At 73.5% G+C, this 18,179-nt stretch carries 14 protein-coding genes; 4 read left to right on the forward strand and 10 right to left on the reverse strand.

The genetic code is table 11. The features are described 5' to 3' along the window. Positions 1-67 precede the first annotated feature (67 nt). The 6 genes from ACZ4VF_RS04570 to ACZ4VF_RS04595 all read right to left on the reverse strand — a co-directional run bounded on the left by ACZ4VF_RS04570 (position 68) and on the right by ACZ4VF_RS04595 (position 9,145). Positions 68-2,311: a SpoIIE family protein phosphatase gene (locus ACZ4VF_RS04570; RefSeq protein ID WP_467923141.1), complete on the reverse strand. Its 2,244-nt coding sequence runs from the start codon at positions 2,309-2,311 to the stop codon at positions 68-70. Positions 2,312-2,414: 103 nt separating this feature from the next. Then, positions 2,415-3,368, reverse strand: a complete 954-nt coding sequence (locus tag ACZ4VF_RS04575; RefSeq protein WP_467923142.1) for an anti-sigma factor RsbA family regulatory protein — start codon at positions 3,366-3,368, stop codon at positions 2,415-2,417. After that, positions 3,365-4,237, reverse strand: coding sequence for an MEDS domain-containing protein (locus ACZ4VF_RS04580; protein WP_467923143.1), 873 nt, complete (start codon positions 4,235-4,237; stop codon positions 3,365-3,367). Before ACZ4VF_RS04580 ends, ACZ4VF_RS04575 begins: the two co-directional genes overlap by 4 nt. Before the next feature lie 147 nt (positions 4,238-4,384). Then, the gene (locus ACZ4VF_RS04585) at positions 4,385-4,792 is read right to left on the reverse strand and encodes an STAS domain-containing protein (protein ID WP_467923144.1); all 408 of its coding nucleotides are present in this window, start codon (positions 4,790-4,792) and stop codon (positions 4,385-4,387) included. 73 nt (positions 4,793-4,865) lie between these two features. After that, on the reverse strand, positions 4,866-5,165 hold the full coding sequence (locus ACZ4VF_RS04590; protein ID WP_467923145.1) for an STAS domain-containing protein: 300 nt from the start codon (positions 5,163-5,165) through the stop codon (positions 4,866-4,868). After that, entirely contained in the window at positions 5,165-9,145 is a 3,981-nt protein-coding gene (locus ACZ4VF_RS04595) for a SpoIIE family protein phosphatase (RefSeq protein WP_467923774.1), read from the reverse strand. Before ACZ4VF_RS04595 ends, ACZ4VF_RS04590 begins: the two co-directional genes overlap by 1 nt. Positions 9,146-9,703: 558 nt before the next feature. Here ACZ4VF_RS04595 and ACZ4VF_RS04600 point away from each other — a divergent pair. Then, complete coding sequence (locus ACZ4VF_RS04600; RefSeq protein WP_467923146.1) at positions 9,704-10,078, forward strand: STAS domain-containing protein; 375 nt, start codon at positions 9,704-9,706, stop codon at positions 10,076-10,078. 790 nt (positions 10,079-10,868) lie between these two features. On the opposite strand, the gene ACZ4VF_RS04605 is transcribed toward ACZ4VF_RS04600, so the two are convergent. Together ACZ4VF_RS04605 and ACZ4VF_RS04610 are read right to left on the reverse strand one after the other, a co-directional pair. Continuing rightward, positions 10,869-11,117: a hypothetical protein gene (locus tag ACZ4VF_RS04605; RefSeq protein WP_467923147.1), complete on the reverse strand. Its 249-nt coding sequence runs from the start codon at positions 11,115-11,117 to the stop codon at positions 10,869-10,871. Positions 11,118-11,218: 101 nt separating this feature from the next. Beyond that, complete coding sequence (locus ACZ4VF_RS04610; protein ID WP_467923148.1) at positions 11,219-11,617, reverse strand: holo-ACP synthase; 399 nt, start codon at positions 11,615-11,617, stop codon at positions 11,219-11,221. A 458-nt stretch (positions 11,618-12,075) separates the two neighbouring features. Here ACZ4VF_RS04610 and ACZ4VF_RS04615 point away from each other — a divergent pair, with 458 nt between their 5' ends. Beyond that, entirely contained in the window at positions 12,076-13,857 is a 1,782-nt protein-coding gene (locus ACZ4VF_RS04615; RefSeq protein ID WP_467923149.1) for an AfsR/SARP family transcriptional regulator, read from the forward strand. Positions 13,858-13,939: 82 nt separating this feature from the next. On the opposite strand, the gene asnB is transcribed toward ACZ4VF_RS04615, so the two are convergent. Together asnB and ACZ4VF_RS04625 are read right to left on the reverse strand one after the other, a co-directional pair. Continuing rightward, positions 13,940-15,823: an asparagine synthase (glutamine-hydrolyzing) gene (gene asnB, locus ACZ4VF_RS04620; RefSeq protein WP_467923150.1), complete on the reverse strand. Its 1,884-nt coding sequence runs from the start codon at positions 15,821-15,823 to the stop codon at positions 13,940-13,942. 96 nt (positions 15,824-15,919) lie between these two features. Continuing rightward, positions 15,920-16,342 (reverse strand): DUF6069 family protein, encoded by a 423-nt coding sequence (locus ACZ4VF_RS04625; RefSeq protein ID WP_467923151.1) that lies wholly within the window; start codon positions 16,340-16,342, stop codon positions 15,920-15,922. 125 nt (positions 16,343-16,467) lie between these two features. Between ACZ4VF_RS04625 and ACZ4VF_RS04630 the strand changes: the two genes are divergently transcribed. Both ACZ4VF_RS04630 and ACZ4VF_RS04635 read left to right on the forward strand, forming a co-directional pair. Further along, positions 16,468-16,971 (forward strand): MarR family winged helix-turn-helix transcriptional regulator, encoded by a 504-nt coding sequence (locus ACZ4VF_RS04630; RefSeq protein ID WP_467923152.1) that lies wholly within the window; start codon positions 16,468-16,470, stop codon positions 16,969-16,971. Between the two features lie 103 nt (positions 16,972-17,074). Beyond that, the gene (locus ACZ4VF_RS04635; protein WP_467923153.1) at positions 17,075-18,076 is read left to right on the forward strand and encodes a beta-ketoacyl-ACP synthase III; all 1,002 of its coding nucleotides are present in this window, start codon (positions 17,075-17,077) and stop codon (positions 18,074-18,076) included. Positions 18,077-18,179 lie beyond the last annotated feature (103 nt).

Below are 18,179 nucleotides of genomic sequence, written 5' to 3' on the forward strand. Positions count from 1 at the left end.
GTGCGCGCGGTGCGCCCGTGGGCCCGGGACTCCGACGGCGGCACGTTCGCGGGCGCGACGGAGGAGGTCAGGACCGGGCGGCGCCGCGCGGCCGGTGCGGGCCGGGCGCAGGCTCGTCGGCGGTGATGACCAGGGCGGCCTGGTCGTCCTCCACGTCCCCGCCGCCCACGAAGCCGCGCACGTCCTCGGCCACCGTCCTGACGATGTCCGCGGCGGCCGGCCGGCGCGGAACGGAGGCCAGGGCCTTGGCCAGTCGTACGTCGCCGTACTGCTCGGTCCCGTCGCTCCGGCACTCGGTGAGGCCGTCGGTGTACAGCAGCAGGCTCTCACCGGGACGCAGGGTGAACCGGCGGGCGGCGAGCCGGGGCGGTATGCCGATGCCGAGCAGCCCGCCGGACGCCTCGACCGTGTCGACCACGTGGTCGGCGTCCAGCAGCAGGGGTGGGGTGTGGCCGGCTCTGACGAGGCGGACGGTGAGTCCGTCGGCCGCCGGTGCGAGGTGGCCGTACACGAGGGTCACGAAGCCGTTGTTCTGATGGGCGTAACGGTCGTTGAGGGCCTTGTCGACGGCCTTGGCTATGTCGACGGGGTCGTCGAGCAGCGGGGCGACGGCGCGGGCGGTGTGGCGGACCAGGGCGGTGGTGGTGGCCGCCTTGGCTCCGCGCCCGCAGACGTCGCCGAGGATGAAGGCCCAGCTGCCGTCGCCGCGGGGGAAGACGTCGTAGAAGTCGCCGCCTATCTCCAGCCCTTCACCGGCCGGGTGGTAGAAGGCGGCGAGCTGGGCGCCGGGGATGTCGGGCAGGTCGGGCAGCAGCAGGCCGGTCTGCAGGTCGCGGGCGAGGGCCGCGCGCTGCTCGTACTGGCGTGCGCTGCGGGCTGCCGAGGCGGCGCGGCGGGCCACCTCCTCCGCCAGGGCGACCCGGTGGCCGTCGAAGCAGTGCTCGTCGGTGGAGAGCAGGGTCAGTGCGCCGAAGGGCCGCCCGCGGTCCAGGAGGGGCACGCAGACGTAGCCGGTGACGCCCAGCTCGCGCCAGGGGCCGGGGCCGGTCGGGGTGCGACGGGCCACCTCGGTCAGCCCGGACGCCAGGACGCGCGCGACGGCGTCGTCCTCGGTGTCGCGGCCGGGGACGTGGCGGGCGAGCAGGTCGCGGGCCCCCTCGGTCGGGCCGGCGGTCGCCACCCGGTGCACGCGTCCGGCCTCCAGCACGTCCACCGCGGCCAGGGGGGCCAGCGTGGGGCTGCACAGCGTGGCCAGCCGCTGCAGCGTCTGCGCCTCGTCCAGCCGCCCGGCCAGAGCGGTGCTGGCGGCCAGCAGGAAGGCGAGGTCGTCGCGGGCCGCCTTCTCCCGGAGGTGAGCCGCCATGCGGGCCTGTTCCGCGTGGTGACGCTCGATGGCGAGGGCCGCCGTGTCGGTGAAGACGCGGGCCAGCGCCAGGTCGGTGTCCTGAGGAGCCCGCGGCCGGCGGTGGTACATCGCGAAGGTGCCCAGCAGCCGTCCGTCGCGGGCGAGGATCGGCGTCGACCAGCACGCGGCGAGTCCGGCCTGGGCGGCGAGGTCCCGGAAGTCGTCCCACAGGGGGTCGGTGGCGATGTCGGTGACGATCACGTTGCGGCGCCGGTGGGCCGCGGTGCCGCAGGAGCCGACGCCCTCGCCGGTGGCGATGCCGTCGATGGCCTGGTTGTAGAAGTCGGGCAGGCTGGGAGCCGCACCGTGGAGCAGGTGACGGCCGTCGTCGTCGGCGAGCAGCACCGAGACGATCACCTCGGGGGACAGCTTCTCTATCGTCCTGCACATGCCGTCCAGCACCTCCGGCAGCGGCGCCTCGCGGGCGATCTGCTCCAGGAGTGCGCGCTGCTCGGCGGCCAGCCGCCGGCCGTGCTTGACCTGTGTGGTCTCCACGCCGATCATGCGTACGCCGATGACGTTGCCGCCGGCGTCGCGGCGGGGCTCGTAGGTGAAGTCGAAGTAGGCCTCGCGCGCCTCCGCGCCGACTCCGAGGAGGACCCGGGCGTCACGGCCGACGTGCCGCTCCCCCGACCGGTACACCTGGTCGAGGAGGCCGAGGAATCCCTGGCCCCTGAGTTCCGGCATCAGCTCGGCGAGGGGCACACCGGTGCGCTCCCGGCGTTCACCCCCGATGGCCGCGAAAAAGGCCGGGTTGGCCGCTTCCAGGACGTGCGCGGGCCCCGCCATGGACGCGAACAGCGCGGTGGACGTGCCGAACAGCAGCGACAGGTCCTCGTCCGTGTCGCGCACCGCCTCGGACCCGCGGATGCCGCTCGTCGGCAGCTGCTCACGCTCGACTGTCATCTCCCCCCCCTCGCCGAACCCCGTCTGCTCCGCTTGCCGGCACGCCATCATGTCACCCGGCGGGGGACGAGGCGTCGTGCGGCCGCGTCGGTGGCTCCGCCACTCAGACCACCGCCATGTGCAGGCGTACGACCAGGCCGGACGGCGGTGTCCGGATCTCCACGAGGTCGCAGAGCTGGTGCATCATCCACACGCCTCTGCCACCGCCCGGGGAGAGCGGGTCGGGGCGCTGCAGGCCGACGAGCGGATCGGTGAGCCGCCCCCGGTCCCTGATCTCGGCGACGAGCGTGTCGGCGCTGCGCCACAGCCGCAGGGTGCCGCGCCCTCCGCCGTGCCGGACCGAGTTGCCGGTGGCCTCGTTGACGGCCAGCAGCCAGTCCGTACGGCGGTGCGGCGGCAGGCCCGCGGCGTCGGCCCAGCTCCCGGCGGTGGCACGGACGTCCGCCAGGCCCCACTCGTCGAAGTCCAGGACGACCGGGGCCGCTGGTTCGGGCAGGGGCGCGTCGCACTCGCGGTACACCTGCTCCGGGCACGCGTAGTCCGGACTGCGCCGATAGCCGCCGGTGTCGCCGACGACGGGATGGGTCCGGTGGGCCTGTGCCAGTACCCGCTCGGGCAGGGCCGTGTCGTAGGAGCACAGGATGGTGGCGGCCCGGTCGGCGAAGGCCAGGTTGATCAGGGCTTCGTGGCGGGTGGCCTCGCGTGCCTCCGCGGAGGTGCGTCCCACCCAGATCGGCTCGCCGACGATGGCCGGGTGCCGGTCCGCGTGCCGGTCGGCGAAGTCCAGCAGCATCGAGAGGATGCGCCCCGGGTTGCGTCCGGCCTGCCGCATGTCGATCCAGGTGATGTCCTCGTGGCCGCCGAGGGCGTCCTGCAGCCGTGTCAGGCGTTCGCCCGGGACGGCGACCAGCAGAGGCCGCCCACGGGCCGCTTCCGTGCGGACGAAGTCGCCGACGCCGGTCAGGTACTCGTCCTCCGTGGCGCAGAAGAGGGCCGGGTGGTGGAAGGTCGTGTCGTACCGGACCGGCTCGGCCGGCTGCGGGGTGTACGTCGTCACCGGTCCGTGACCTCCAGACCATCACCCAGCTCGGGGAAGAGTTCGAGCAGGCGGTGAAGCGTGGGCGGGGCTCCCAGGAGCCGTGGGGGTGTGCCGGACGGCCGCCGGCGCACCGCGTCGGCTATGCGGGCCAACGCGGCGACGTCCAGGTGGTCGAGGCCGGACAGGTCGAGTGTGAGGTGCTCCGCCGGGCAGGCGGCGAGCGCGGCGGCCGCCGAGGCGGTGACGCGGCGGCTCTCGTACCCGGCCGATCCGGACAGCCGGAACCCGGGCGTCCCGGCCAGCGGGGCGACCGACAGGTCCGGCCCGCCGCCGCGGGCGGCGGTGCCCGACCGGGTCAGGTGCGCCTCCGCCAGCACCGCGAGCCGGTCGGGAGGCAGCAGGCGCCGGTCGTAGAAGCACCAGGCCCGCAACGGCAGCTGCTCGAAGACCTCGTGGTGGATGCGCAGCTCGTACTCCAGCAGGCGTTCGACACCCGCCATGTCCCGGCCGCCCCAGGACATCTCCCCGATCGCGCGCAGGCCCCGGAACCCCTGGGCCGCGGCCCCGTCCAGGGCCTCACGCCACAGACCGATCATCGCGTCCGGGTCGAACCGGGATCCGGCCAGGTACGTCTCGTCGGCGGTGCTCACCACGAGCTGCCCGCGCCGCACCGCGGAGGCGGCGTCCACTCCCCCGTGGGCGAGCGTGCGGGTCACGAGGCCGGGGTCGGTGGCGTCCGCGAAGTACTGCACCTGCTCACCGGCGACCAGCCCGGCACGGACGAAGGCCAGCAGGTGGCCGGCCCACTCGTCGTCGCTGGAGTACTCCACGGCGACATGCCGGTCCGCCGCGGTGTCACCGTCGCGGGAGGCGGGCACTCCGTGCATGATCCCTCCCCTGACAGTGCGACCGTACGTGTGACCGCCGGCCAGTCTACCGGGGGCCGCCGGAGCCGGGCCGCCGGCTGCCTTCCCGCCTTCCCCGCTTCCCGCCTATCGGCCGGGCGCCGGCCGAATAGGCCGCGCGTGCGGGAGTCAGGCCGACGCCCCGGTGTCCTTCCCCGCGCGGCCGGCGGTGCCGTCCGCCGCCTGGCCGGCGAGCGCGTCGGCGACCGTGGCGTGGACGGGCATCAGCTGGGAGATGCCCGTCAGGGTGACCATGCGGCCGAGACGGTCGGGCACCTCGGCCAGGCGGAGGGAGCCGCCTGCCGCACGAGCCGCCTGCAGGAGGTGGATCAGGGCGCTGAGGCCGGTGGAGTCCACGAACCCGACCTGTGCCAGGTCCAGGACGAGATGCGGGACTCCCTCCTCCACGACGGCCAGGGCGCGGTCGCGCAGGGTGGACGCCGTGTGCAGGTCCACGTCCCCGGTGACGGCGAGGACGGCGCCGTGGTCGCCGGTGTACTGAACGGATACGTCGAGGATGTCGGTCACGTCGGTCATCGCTCCTGGCCGGAAGACGCGGTTGCTGCGGGGGTCGTACGCGCACCGGGCGGGGTCCGCGGGAATCGGCGTGTCACCGCTCACCGCCCAGGCAGTGGACGGAGGCCAGCCCGACGAGACCCGAGACGGTGAGGACGGGCTCCAGCAGGGGCGTGACGATGAGTTCCAGCCGTTCGGCATGGGCGAAGAGCACGCTCAGCCCGGCGCTGTCGAGGTACTCCACCTCGGTCAGGTCCACGACGACGGGTCCGGACCGGGCGGCGAGGGCCTCGGCCAGCGAGTCGGCGTTGCTCATGTCGATCTCCCCGCGCACCACGAGCCGGTGGGTGCCGTCCGGCCCCCGCTCGGGGGTGACGGTGAGGGGGGTGGTCATCAGGCGATCCTCATCTGCATGTCGACGGTGGTGCCGGAGGGGCCGGGGGTGATGGTGACCTGCTGCATCATGGCGCGCATGAGGGCCACGCCCCGGCCGCGGTGGGTGTTGAGCTCCGGCTGGGGGGTCTTCCACCGGCCGCTGTCGGCGACGGTCAGGCGCAGGTTGTCGACGAGGGCTTCGGCGCGCAGCCGCACCACTTCTCCCGGGGTGTGCCGGTGGCCGTGCTCGATGGCGTTGGCGCACGCCTCCCCGGCGGCCACGAGGATGTTCTGGACCGTGCCGGGCGGCAGGTCGCACTGGTCGAGCCAGCTGCGCAGTGCCCTGCGGACCGGCGCGAGCTGCGACGACTCGGCCGGGAACGACACCTCCAGGGGCGCCGGATGGCGGTACAGCAGCAGCGCCACGTCGTCGTCGTAGCCGCCGGCCGGCGCGAGCCGGGCCATCACCTGGCTGGCGAGGTCGTCGATCGGGGCGTCACGGCCCTCCTGGACGGCCTCGCTCGCCTGGCCGATCCCGACGCTGAGCGGACGGCGGCGGCGTTCCACGAGCCCGTCGGTGTACAGCAGCAGCGTGGAGCGGGCGGGCAGGGTGCACGCGGCCTCCGGGCGCTGACGGCCCGGCCGTACGGCCAGCGGCAGGGACCGCCCTTCGTCCAGCAGCCGGGTGGTGCCGTCGGGGTCCGCGACGATGCCGGGCGGGTGTCCGGCGCTGGAGTAGGTGAGTTCGCCGGTGCGGGAGTCGAGAACGCCGCAGAAGACGGTGGTGCACAGAGCGCCGGGGACGCTCGCGGCGAACTGGTCGAGGGCCATCAGCGTCCGGGACGGGCTGGAGTCCTGCAGCAGCAGCGCGCGGCAGGCGCTGCGCAGCTGCCCCATGACGCTGGCCGCTTCCAGGCCGCGGCCGACGCAGTCGCCGACGACGATGCCGGTCCGTCCGTCCGGCAGGGCCACCGTGTCGTACCAGTCACCCCCCACCTCCAGCGGGCGGGTGGCGGGCTCGTACCGCACGGCGAAGCCGTCGGGAAGCCGGGCCGGGCCCAGGATGGCGCGCTGCAGCGCGATCGCGGTCTCCCGCTGCTGGTCGATCTGGTGCGCCCGCACCAGGCCCTGGGCGAGGTGCCCGGCCAGCAGCGACAGCAGCAGCTGGTCCTCGGAGGTGAAGGGCCGGTGCTCTCCGAGGTCGACCCACAGGGCCAGGGAGCCTTCGGGGTGTTCCAGCAGGATGCCGGCGCCCGTGTCGTCGGCCACCGGGGTCAACGGTGACCGGCCGCGGAGTCCGGCGAGCGCCTCCCGGCGCTCCGCGGGCAGGTCCTCCCATCGCAGGCCGGCTTCCGTGGCCGTGAAGGCCGGTACGTCACCGCGCCCGAACACGGCGGCCACCACGTTCCGCGCGCGCCACAGGTCCCTGAGTTCGCCCAGGGCACCGGTGAGCGCCTCGGTCAGGCTGGCCGCCCGGGACAGCGACGTGCTCAGTGCCGCCAGCGCGGTCTCGCGCTGGACGGCGTAGTGCTCGGCGGTGACGTCGCGGAAGGTGCCGACGGTGACGCGGCGTCCGGTGTCCGGATCCTCGGCCTTGTTCCAGGTGGCGGCCACCCACAGCCGGTGCCCGTCCCGGTGGGTGACGGGCACGGTGTGGTTGCCCTGGTCGCGTCCGAGCAGGTCGGCGAAGGCGTCGCCGAGCTGCCGGTGTGCTTCCGGATCGGTGGCGGCGTCCGGCCACCACGGGTGGATCGGGGCGTAGGGGAGGTCCTCGGGGCCGTAGCCGAGGATGTCGGTGAACGCGGCGTTGATCTCCACGACGGCCCCGGACTCGTCGCAGACGAAGAACGCCTCCTGGAGGGAGTCGATGAGCGCCGTCCGCCACCGCAGGTGGTGGCCGCGCAGCCGGGCCAGCTCGACGTTGGCGCGCACCCGGGCCAGGAACTCGGCGGCGGCGAACGGCTTGACCAGGTAGTCGTCGGCCCCCGCGCGCAGTCCCTCGATCGACGCCTCCTGGCCGGCCCGGGCCGACAGCAGCAGCACGGGGACCGCGGCCGTCCGCGTGTCACCGCGCAGTTTCGCCACCAGTTCCAGTCCGTCGAGCCGTGGCATCATCACGTCGCTGACGACGAGATCGGGTGTGTCGCGGCGGACGCGGTGGAGGGCCTCGGCGCCGTCGGTGACGGCGGTCACGTCGTATCCCGCGGCGGCGAGGATGCGCGTGAGGTACTCGCGCATGTCCGCGTTGTCGTCGGCGACCAGCACGCGGGCGCGGGCCGTGGGCGCGGGGCCGGGCGGGGCCGCGTCGGTCTCGGCCGCCACCACCTCGCTCCCGGACACCGCGGCGCCGTCGCCGGACGGCAGCCAGCGCAGGGCCTCCTGGACGTAGGGGTCCGCGGTGACGGAGGCGACGGTGCTGCCCGCTTCGGCCACCACGGAGCCGGGGGGCAGGTGGGCGGTGCCGAACGGGATCCGGATGGTGAAGGTGGTCCCTTCGCCCTCGGTGCTGTCGGCGGTGATCTCGCCGCCGTGCAGGTGCACGAGTTCCTGCACCAGGGCCAGGCCGATGCCGCTGCCCTCGTTCGACCGGGAGCGGGCGTTCTCGATGCGGTGGAAGCGTTCGAACAGCCGGGGCATCTCCGCCTCGGGCACACCGATGCCGCTGTCGGCGACGGTGATCACGGCGTGGGTGCCCGCCCGCCGCACGCGCACCCGGATGGCGCCGTCGAAGGTGAACTTCAGCGCGTTGCTGAGGAGGTTGAGGATCACCTTCTCCCACATGCCGCGGTCGACGCACACGGGCTCGTCCAGGGGCGGGCAGTCCACGTCGAAGACGAGCCCGGCCCTCTCGACGGCCGAGCGGAAGACGCTGGCCAGTTCGCCGGTCACTCCGGCGAGGTCGACCGGCTCGTAGCGGGCCTGCATCCGCCCGGCCTCGATCCGGGAGAAGTCCAGCAGCGTGTTGACCAGCTTGCCCAGCCGCAGGCCGTTGCGGTGGATGACGTCGAGCTCCTGCCGCGCCTGCCCGTCGGCGTCGCCGAGCCGGGTGCGCAGTTCCTCGAGGGGGCCCATGATCAGGCTGAGCGGCGTGCGGAACTCGTGGCTGATGTTGGAGAAGAAGGTGGTCTTGGCCCGGTCCAGTTCGGCCAGTTCCTCCGCACGTCGCTGCTGCGCCTCGTAGCTGCGGGCGCTGCCGATGCCCGAGGCGATGTGGCCCGCGGTGAGTTCGACGAAACCCCGGTAGCCCTGGTCCAGCGTCCGGTACCGGTTGAGACCCGCGACGAGGAAGCCGTACGGCGCGCTGCCCTGCTGCAGCAAGGGGACCACGAGCGCCTGGACGGGCGGTTCGGGCCAGTCACCGGCGGGCAGGCCGGCGAAGGTGTCACCGCTGAGCGGTACGAGGGCCGCCTCGCCCCCGGCCAGATCCGCGGCCGGCCACACACCGTCGCGGCCGTCGGCGGGGAGGGCGGCCGGTGCGGCCGGATGGCCGGCGGGGACACCGGTGGCGCCGGCCAGCCGGGCGGTGTCGCCGTCGAACAGGTAGGTCAGTGTGAAGGGCAGGTCCTGCCGGTTGCGGGCGAGTTGCCGGTCCGCGAAGGCCAGGACCTCCTGTTCGGTGCGGATCACGCTCGGGTCGGAGCCCAGGTCCCGCAGGGTGGCCATGCGCCGCTCGCCGATCACCCTGTCGGTGTCCTCGCTGACCACGCACAGCATGCCCACGACGGCACCGGCGTCGTCCCGCAGCGGGCTGTAGGAGAACGTGTGGTACGTCTCCTCGCTGTAACCGGACCGCTCCAGGAAGAGCAGCAGTCCCTCGTCCCAGGTCGCCTCGCCGGTACGGAGCACGGTGTCGATGCGCGGGCCGATGTCGTCCCAGATCTCCGCCCAGACCTCGTTCGCCGGACGCCCCAGCGCCCACGGGTACTTGCGGCCGAGCGTGTCGCGGCGGTAGGCGGCATTGCAGAAGAAGGTCAGCTGCTCGCCCCAGGCCATCCACATCGGGAACCGGGAGGACAGCAGGATACTGACCGCCGTCTGCAGGCTCTGCGGCCATTCCCCCGGCTGTCCGAGGGGCGTGGCCGTCCAGTCCACCTCGGCGAGGTCCCCGCCGATCTCGCGGTCGGCGGTGAACACGTCGGTGGCCGTCCCCGGCCTGCGCTCAACCTCGTCGGAACATGCCACGCGACACCCTTCCCCTCGATACCGGCCCACCCTGTGACCCTCACCCGCGTCCCGCACGCCCGCCGGCGCCGCGGACCGCGCGCCCATGACTGTCTCTGCCCCCGGACCGCCGCCCGACGCCGACGAACGCCTCCTCCGCACGCACGAGTGACGGCCCGCCACGCTCCGGTCGGCATCGTCCCAGACCTCGGGAACAGATGATCCAACGGCAGGACCGCGTATTCCCGGGGCGGCAGGCGCGGCCTCACAGGATAATCCAGGCGGGCGGGGGGGCCACGCGGGGAGCGGGGGTGACGGGGCACGCTCCTCGCGGGCACGTCCGCCGGCCGGATCCACCGGCCCGTTCCGTGGCCGACTCGCCGTACAGGAGACCTGGTGAAGGACACAGAGGGCACTCTCGCGATCAGCACGCACTCCCCGTCGGCGGGGCTCGTCGTCCTGCGCCTGGCCGGGGACCTGGACCACTACACGGGCCCCGGCTTCCGTCGGGCCGTGGAGGACGCGCTCCGCGACGGACCGCGCCACGGGGCGGGCATCGTCGCCGACCTGTCGGCACTGGAGTACTGCGACTCGACGGGGATGACCGCGATCATCACCGCCTACGGACTGGCCCGGGCCGCGGGGGCGTCCTTCGCGGTCGCGGCGCTCAGTCCGGCCATGGCTCAGCTCTTCCGCGTGGCGGGGCTCGACCAGGTCCTCGTGCTGCACGCCGGCGTGCAGGAGGCCGTCGACGCGTCGGGCGGGCCGTGAGCCGCGCTCCACGACGGACCGCGCCACGGGGCGGCCGGGGCACCGCCGGTGCTCCCGGCCGCTCGCCCGGCACGCACCGTCACCTGATCCGTGCGGCGGGTCCGCGGCGCGGCGCACCGACACCCGGCCCGTGCGACGGGCTCGCGGCACGGCGCACCGACACCCGATCCGTGCGACGGGCCCGCAGCGCAGCGCACCGACACCCGATCCGCGCGACGGGCCCGCAGCGCGGCGCACCGACACCCGATCCGTGCGGTGAGTCCGCAGCGCAGCGCACCGACACCCGGCCCGTGCGACGGGCTCGCGGCGCGGCGCACCGACACCCGATCCGTGCGACGGGCCCGCGGCACGGCGCACCGACACCCGGCCCGCGCGGTGAGTCCGCGGCGCAGCGCACCGACACCCGGCCCGCGCGACGGGCCCGCAGCGCAGCGCACCGACACCCGATCCGTGCGACGGGCCCGCAGCGCAGCGCACCGACACCCGGCCCGCGCGACGGGCCCGCAGCACGGCGCACCGACACCCGATCCGTGCGACGGGCCCGCAGCGCAGCGCACCGACACTCGGCCTGTGCGACGGGCCCGCGGCGCGACGCACCGACACCCGGCCCGTGCGGCGGCCCCGCGGCGCAGCGCACCCGTTCCGCGCGGCGCCACCGGCGGTACGGCGCACCGGCGGTACGTGCCGGAGGTGCCCCCTCGGCCTGCCGGGTCCAGCCGCGCGGGGCTCTCGGGGCGCACCGGGATCGGCGGCACGTTCCGTTCCCCTGCGGCTTCGGGCGCGAAGGGTCTCAGAGGCGCTCGATCAGCTGGTTCCAGGCATGGCGTTCGGCAGGGGTGAGGAGTGCGTCGGTGCCCGCGTGCGCCGTTCCCCGGCCGGGAGCGGGAAAGTCGGGTTCCGGCTCGCACGGGTGTCGTCCGGCGCCCAGCAGCGCCGCGGGGTCGGTGGGCGGCATCGCGCCGTGGTAGGTGCCGAGGGCGAACAGGCCGTCGACGGCGGTGCTCCAGATGCTGCGCAGCAGGCGGCGGACCCGGTGCATGGTGGGGCCTCCGGTGGCAGGGGCGGTGGACGGGGGAACAGGTGCGGCGGGTACGGCGTGGCGACGTTCCGCCGGGTGGCCGGGGCCGGACGACTGGTGGCCTAGGGCGCGGCCACGACCATCGCCGAGGCGATGTCGCCGTCGTGGGTGAGCGAGACGTGCCACGCCCCGACACCCCGCTCGCGCGCGGCCCGCAGGACGGTTCCGCTGACGTGCACGACCGGCTCGCCGGCCGGGCCGGTGCGGATCTCGGCGTCGTGCCAGCGCAGTCCGCCGGGGCTGCCGAGGGCCTTGGCGATGGCCTCCTTGGCCGCGAAACGTGCCACCAGGGACGCCGGAGGGCGCGGGACGCCGCTCGGGAGGAGACGCTCCGCGGGGGTGAACAGCCTTTCGCCGAGGTCCGGGTGGCGTTCCAGGGCGCGGGTGAAGCGGCTGACCACAGCGATGTCGATGCCGATCCCGACGATCCTCGGCGGGCGGCGGGGCGGAACGGGAACCACCCGATCCGGCCACGGAGCCCACCGGGACAGGCAGCGCCCGAGGAAGGGCAAGAACTCGCCAACCAAGCCTTTACCCACGGCGCCGCTGACAGGATCGGTTCGCATGGGGGGAGCATGCCTGCGCCGACTCGATCCTCGCTTGAGAGACCGGGTTGCCAGGAGAGCTCCCGTCCTGCAGAGTTTCTCCAACATTTGGCATGTATGTGCTAGAATCACACACTTGCTTTACCGTCACGTACGCCTTTGAAGTGCAACGGAGCCACCGCGCGGACCACCGGCCGGGGAAAGAAATGTGTGCTGGCCGCAGACATATGCCTAGGTCGAGCTCAGCTCAAGCGTGCGTCGAGCCAGGCACAGCACCCTCACGAACGCATTGCATCCAGCCTGCAAGTACTACACGGGGAGGGCTAGTGCTTCAGATAGAGCTGCTTGGAACTCTGCAGGTCAGAAACGGCGATGTGAACGTCACCCCCACCGCTCCGAAAGTCCGCCAGGTCCTCGCCCTGCTGGCACTTCGAGCCAACACCACCGTGCCCCCGCACCTGCTCATGGAAGAGCTCTGGGAGGAGCACCCCCCGACCAGCGCGGCGACGACGCTGCAGACGTACATCTACCAGCTGCGCAAGCTGCCCGGTCTGTGCTCGCAGAGACAGGACGACACGGCCGGCACCGGTGCTCTGCTGACCACCCCCGGCGGCTATCGCCTGCTGCTGCCGTCCGAGGCGCTGGACGCACAGCGCTTCTGCGAACTCGCCGCCCTGGGACGGCAGGCCATGGAGAGAGGAGAGGTCGCCGAATCCGCCGACCTCCTCAAGCGGGCCCTCGCCGTCTGGCGGGGGCCCGCTCTGGATGACCTGTCCCCCGGCCCGATCATCGGTATCGACGTGCTGCGACTGCAGGAGCAGCGGTACGAGGCGCTGGAAGGCCGGATCGACGCCGATCTGCAGATGGGCCGGCACCATCACCTCATCAGCGAGCTGACCGCGCTCACGGCGGACAATCCGACCCGGGAGAGCCTGCACACCAAGCTCATGCTCTGCCTCTACCGCGCGGGTCGCCGTTCGGACGCGCTGGACGTCTTCCAGCGGATCAGGGAGACCCTCGTCCGGGAGCTGGGGCTGGAGCCGTGCTCCGCGCTGCAGCGGCTGCACCAGCGCGTGCTGGCCGGCGACGCCGCCCTCGACCTCCCCGGAGGGCAGATCCTGGTGTCCGGCGGCTCACCCAGCACGCCTCCCGTCACCATGCCCCCGGCCCCGAGGCTGATCGGCAGGGACGCCGAACTCCGGTGCGCCGAAAGGCTGCTGGGCCAGGGCAGGCGGGGGGGCAACTCCCCGGGGTGCGTCGCCGTGGCCGGGCCTCCCGGCGTGGGGGCGACGGCCTTCGCCGTCCACCTCGCCCACCGCCTCGCGGACGCGTTCCCCGACGGCAGGCTGTACACGTCGCTGAACGGTCCCGACGACGTCTCCGGCGTCCACGCGGCACTCGCCGACCTGCTGGAGGCCGCCGGACTGGAGCGCGCCAAGCTGCCGTTCCGCGTCGACGACCAGGCCCGCCTGTTCAAGGGGTGGACCGCCGGCCGCAAGGTGCTCGTCGTGGTGGACAACGTGGCGGCCGCCGAGCAGATCACCCCGCTGCTGCCCGCCGACAGCGGTTCCGCCCTGGTCGTGGTGGGCCACCGGCGGCTGCACGGCAACCAGTTGACCGGGCACGTCAACCTGCGCCCCGTCGACCGCCGGCACTCCCTGGAACTCCTGCGGGCCGCCCGCGCCGAGCACCCGCTCGGCGACGAGGCCGAGTTCGGCGTCCTGCTGGACCTGCTCGGCGACCTGCCCGGCCCCCTGACCGACGCGGCGGGCCTGCTGATGCGCCGGCCGCACTGGTCCGCCAAACAGCTGGCCGACTGGCTGTGCCGGGACCGGGGCCCGGTCATGCCGTGGCCGCACGCCTACCCCTTCCACCCGGTGAGCCGGCGCTGCGCGCAGCTGGTGCCCGAGCTCCGGGACGCGCTGTCCGTCATCGCGGGAGAGCCCGCGGAGAGCCTGACCGTCGAGCACGCGGCCATGGTGCTCGACAGGAACCCGGACGACACCGAGGAACTCCTCGAGGAACTCACGGAGTTCTTCCTCCTGGAGGTCGAGGTGACCACCGACGCCTCCTCCACCCGGCCCTTCCAGTACCGGCTGCCCCCGCTGGTGCGGGCCGCGCTGCGCCCCGGGCTGGTGCGCACCCTGGCTGCCTGAGCGTTGCCGCGCAGTTCCGCTCCGAGCGGTGCCGCACGGTTCGGAGGCGTCCTTCGAACCGTGCGACGCGGCCGTCACGCGGTCACAGGTCGAGGCCGTCGCCGAGTCCCCGCAGCCAGGTGTCCACCTGCAGCACCATCTCCACGTTCATGCGGTGCAGCCAGTCCTGGCCGGCGGCTTCGCCCTCCCGTACGACCCGGTGGCTCGCCTCCAGGTCCAGCAGGGCCCGGACCGGTGCGTCCCGGTCGGCGAGCACCTCGGCGAACTCCTGGTGCAGCGCCTTGGTGTAGGTCGGGTCCTGGCTGACCGGGAAGGGTGCCTTGGGGCGCTCCAGCACCTTCTCCGGCAGCAGGTCGCGGACCGCCGCGCGCAGCAGGCTCTTCTCCCGGCCGTCGAAGGTCTTCATCTCCCACGGGATGTTGTACGCGTACTGCACCAGCCGGTGGTCGCAGAACGGGACCCGCACCTCCAGACCGGAGATCATGCTGAGCCGGTCGTTGCGGTCCAGCAGCCGGGGCAGCCAGTGCGTGAGGTGCAGGTGGCACACCTCGCGGGCGCGACGGCTCTCGTCGCTCTCCCCCGGCAGCCGGGGGATCTGAGCCATGGCCTGCGCGTAGCGCTCCGCGTAGTAGCCGTCCATGTCCAGCCGGGCCTTGAACGCCGGGGACAGCAGACCCTGGCCCAGTCCCCGCCGGGTGCCCGGGTGCCACTGCTCGAAGGCGACCCACGGGAACCGCTCCTCGTCGGCCAGTGAGGGGATGTGCACCCAGTTGTAGCCGCCGAAGATCTCGTCGGCGCTCTCGCCGGTGAGCGCCACCGTGGAGCGCCGTCGGGCCGCGGCGAAGGCCTGGAAGGTCGAGGTGTCCATGTCACCGAACGGGGCGGGCACGTCCTGGGCCCGCAGGACGGCACGGCGGGCGGCGGGGTCGACGAGGTCCGCCGTGGTGAGCTCGATCTCCACGTGGTCGGCGCCGATGTGCTCGGCGACCGCCCGGGCGTACGGCGCGTCAGGGGCGCTGCGGACCAGGTCGGGCTGGAAGTTGTCGCTGTAGCCGCCGTAGGTCACGGTGGTCGTGCGCACCGGTGAGCCGCCGCCGGCCAGGACGCGGGCGGCGAGCGCCGCGACGGCGCTGGAGTCCAGTCCGCCGGAGAGCATCACGCTCAGCGGGACGTCCGAGACCAGTTCGCGCGCGACGCTGTCCTCCAGGAGTTCGCGCACCCGGCCGACGGTGGCGTCCAGTCCGTCCTCGTGCGGGCGGGCCTCCAGGCTCCAGTAGCGGCGCAGCGAGATCCCGCCGGGCCCGTAGGTGAGGGTGTGTGCGGGCGGCAGGTCCTCGAGGTCGCGGTAGACGTTCTCGCCGGGCGCCCTGGCCATCGAGAAGAGCACCCGCAGCCCGTCGAGGTCGACGGTGTCGCGCACGTCCGGATGGGCCAGGACCGTCTTGGGCTCGGAGCCGAAGACGAGGCCGCCGGCGGTGCGGGCGTAGCACAGCGGCTTGATGCCGAAGCGGTCGCGGGCGAGCAGCAGCGTCCGGCTCCGGGTGTCCCAGACCGCGAACGCGAACATGCCGTGCAGGCGCTCGACACAGCGCTCGCCCCACTCGAGGTAGCCGCGCAGCACCACTTCGGTGTCGCTGCGGGTGCGGAAGCGGTGGCCGCGGCCGGCCAGCTCCGTGCGCAGCTCCCGGAAGTTGTACACCTCGCCGGAGTAGGCGAGCGCGACCGTGTGCCGCTCGCCGTCCCCGCCGCGCTCCGTACCGTCGCCGTGCTCGCCGGTCATCGGCTGACGACCGCCGGTCAGGTCGATGATGGCCAGCCGGGTCTGTACGAGGGTGGTGTGCGCGTCCGACCACACCCCCTGGTCGTCGGGTCCCCGGCAGGCCATCGTTCCCGCCAGGGTCTCGGCGAGTCCGGGCAACCTGCCCGGCCGGCCGTCCGCGACGGTCCAGCCCGCGATGCCGCACATGGGAGTTCTCCCTCCGTGGCGTATGAGATCACTGCTCCCAAGCTCCCGCCCGGCACTCGAATCCGCTTGGAGCGGCGGTGGACCAGGGCCGGGCCGTCAGGACGTGCGGGCCCCGCGACGGAAGGCGGGGATCACCGCGGCACCCACGCCCAGGTGCAGCAGGACCAGGCAGACGCGGTTGCCCGCCGACAGGCCCTGGGCGAACAGCGGTGCGAAGAGCGACAGCACCAGCACGCCCACGGCCGCCCGGGTCCAGAGGGTGCGCGCCCGGGGGGAGCGCCGTTCGAGCAGGGCGAGCAGGGCCCAGCCCAGCAGGGCCACCACGCCGGCGGTGACGGCCGCGACGGGAAGGGTGAGCTCCTTGGTCCCGCTGGAGCCCGGGCCTTCCGGGGTGCGCAGTTCGACGCCGAAGACGGAGTCGGCGAGGAGGCAGACGAGGATCGCGACGACGATCGCGGCGAGCGTCGCCAGGGCGCGCACACCGGCCGTGCCCCGGTCGACCTCGGAAGACGTGGACATGACAGCACTCCCCGTTCGCAAGAGAGGACGCGAATAACATGTTGACGACAAACATATGCTATCAGCATTCAATTGACCGGCGCCAGGGGATGCCTCGTGGACTTATGTGCGGTTAGCCTTCAACCGTGACGAAAAACGACACCCTTCTCACCGGCGCGCACATCGATCCGGCCGTACTCGACACCGTCGAGCGGGCGATGGTGCGCATCCGACGCCGGCAGTCCCGCGGCAGCCTGGCCCGCCCCACCGTCCAGGGCATGACCCAGCCGGTGGAGCTGCCGACGCTCTCCGTCATCGACGCCGTCGACGCGGGCGGCGGCGAGCACGGCGGGGACGTCACCGTGGGCGTCGTCGCCGACCGCCTCGCCATCGACCCCTCGCGGGCCAGCCGGATCGTCGCCGACGCGGTGAAGTCCGGCTACGTACGCCGCGTCGCCTCCCAGGAGGACGGCCGGCGCAGCTGCCTGGAGCTGACCGAGGCCGGCCGCGAGGCGGTCGAGGCCGCCCACCGCACCCGGCAGCGCTTCTACGCGGAGGTGCTGGGCGACTGGGACCCCGAGGAACAGGCCGAACTCGCCCGGCTGCTGGGCAAGTTCGTGGACTCCCTGGACAAGGCCCGGCGTTCCTGAGCGTCGCACCCACCGCTGTCCACCGCCCTTCGAGCCTGCTTCGAGCCCGCCCGGCGACCGTTTTTCCGCCCGGGGCCCACTCGTACGCAGTGAGAGGACAGCCATGACAGCGATCCGTGACACAGGGGTGCTGCGCCACAGCCGACTCCTCGGAGTCGGCGCCTACCGCCCGGAACAGTCCGTGGCGAACGAGGTCGTCGCCGAGCGGACCGGTCTCGACCCCGGCTGGATCGAGCGCCGGTCCGGCATCCGGTCGCGCCGCTACGCCTCCGCCGCCGAGACACTGCCCATGATGGCGGTGTCCGCGGCCGACAAGGCGCTCGCCGCGTCGGGCGTCGCCCCGGACGAGCTCGACCTGGTCATCGTCGCCACCATCACCTCCATGGAGCAGATGCCCGCGGCCGCCGTCGAGGTCGCCCACCGCCTCGGCGCCACGCGGGCCGCCGCGTTCGACGTCTCCGCCGCGTGCGCCGGGTTCTGCCACGCCGTGGCACTCGCCGGCGACCTCGTCCGGCTGGGCAGGGCGGAGCGCGCCCTCGTCATCGGCGCCGAGCGGATGACGGACATCCTCGACCACTCCGACCGCGACACCGCCTTCCTCTTCGCCGACGGCGCCGGCGCGGTCGTGATCGGCCCCTCCCGGGAACCCGGCATCGGCCCCGTGGTCTGGAACGCGGACGGCTCGCGCAACGCGGCCCTGAAGATGAGCGCCCCCTGGCACGACGGAACCGGTGAACGGCCCGAGGAGCGGCCCGTCATCACCATGTCGGGCTGGAAGGTGTACCGCTGGGCCACGACGGAACTCGTCCCCGCCGCCCGGCGGATGCTCGACCTGGCCGGCGTCACCGTGGACCAGCTCGACGCGTTCATCCCGCACCAGGCCAACATGCTGATCACCGACCACGTCGTCGAACAGCTCGGACTGCCGGAACACACCGCGGTCGCCCGGGACATCGTCCACAGCGGCAACAGCTCCGCGGCCTCCATCCCGCTCGCCATGGACGAGCTGCTGTCCAGCGGCAAGGCACCGAGCGGGGGCCTGGCCCTGCTCGTCGGCTTCGGGGCGGGACTGGTCTACGCGGGCCAGGTCGTACGCCTGCCCTGAACGCCCTTCGCGCACACGGCGGTTCCCTGGAACGCTGCCCCTCGCACACCAAGCGGTTCCCAGAACGACCCTCGCGCACCAAGCGGTTCCCAGAACAGCCCCC

The sequence above is a fragment of the Streptomyces sp. NPDC029151 genome, from assembly GCF_055564315.1.